This is a genomic window from Acinetobacter sp. YH12227 (assembly GCF_013417785.1).
Taxonomy (GTDB): Bacteria; Pseudomonadota; Gammaproteobacteria; order Pseudomonadales; family Moraxellaceae; genus Acinetobacter; species Acinetobacter gandensis.
In genome coordinates this window covers 1-1,075 of record NZ_VPDH01000189.1, presented here as the reverse complement: position 1 = coordinate 1,075, position 1,075 = coordinate 1, and the positions used below count along the sequence as shown (strand labels likewise).

The following is a 1,075-nucleotide window of genomic DNA, read 5'->3' as shown; positions in this document are numbered from 1 at the left end:
CGCAGATTCAAATCCCAAGTGCAACACATTTGTAGTTAGTTGAAAAAGTTAGGTGTATTCATAGAATCATTAGACTTTTTCAACTCGCAATTGGAAAGCACACAATGAAGAAATACACCCAACTTTCTCAAGATGAAAGATACGAAATTTATGCTACTTTGAAAAGTAAAAGTTCAATCGCTACCCTTGCTCGGGAATTAGGACGTTCACGATCAACCATCTACCGTGAATTAAAAAGAAATACTGGGCAACGTGGATATAGAGCTCAACAGGCAGCTAAATTTGCAAGTCAAAGACGGTACCGTCCTTCATCATCAATGACAGCATTTGCCTTCGCTTATATTGATTATTTGATTGGTTTGGACTGGTCACCCGAACAAATTTCAGGTGCTTTAACACAACGCGGTTGGCTGGATGTACCTTCACATGAGTGGATTTACCAGTACATTTATCAAGATAAATCAAAAGGCGGTAAACTTCATCTACATTTAAGGCATCAGAAGAAATATCGAAAACGCGGTTACAAAAACACGGATCGTAGGGGTCAAATCATTGATAAAACAAGTATTCACTGCCGACACCAGGTCATTGATCAACGACAACGTTTAGGAGATTTCGAAGGTGACACGGTGATTGGTAAACATCATAAAGGTGCTTTATTGACTCTCGTTGATCGAAAGAGCCTGTATGTACATATTGTTCATTTAGGGCCAACAAGAGCATCCTCTCAAACGATTACTTGTGCATTAGATCGTTTACAAATGAGCCATGCTTATAGTGTGACATTTGATAATGGCAAAGAATTTTCCGAACACAAAAGAATTACTGATGCTGGCATAGAGACGTATTTTGCTGATCCTTACAAGTCTATTCAGCGAGCTAGAAATGAAAATACGAATGGTTTAATCCGTCAATATCTGCCAAAATCATCATCGTTTGATGGCGTGTCAAACGAACAAATAGAGCAGATAGAATTTGCACTCAACCATCGTCCTAGAAAAACACTAGGTTGGTATACACCGAGTGAAGTTATGGCTGGTTTTTATACTGTTGCACTTGCCGCTTGAATCCGCCT

1 protein-coding gene is annotated in these 1,075 nt (G+C 39.2%); it reads left to right on the top strand.

The features are described from left to right. The first annotated feature begins 104 nt into the window (after nt 1-104). Nucleotides 105-1,067, top strand: a complete 963-nt coding sequence (locus FTV09_RS17870) for an IS30-like element IS18 family transposase (protein ID WP_004691346.1) — start codon at nt 105-107, stop codon at nt 1,065-1,067. Nucleotides 1,068-1,075 lie beyond the last annotated feature (8 nt).

What these genes read in the sequence shown, in the direction of transcription:
- FTV09_RS17870 (WP_004691346.1), top strand. Translation starts at nt 105, where the DNA reads ATGAAGAAATACACCCAACTTTCTCAAGATGAAAGATACGAAATTTAT.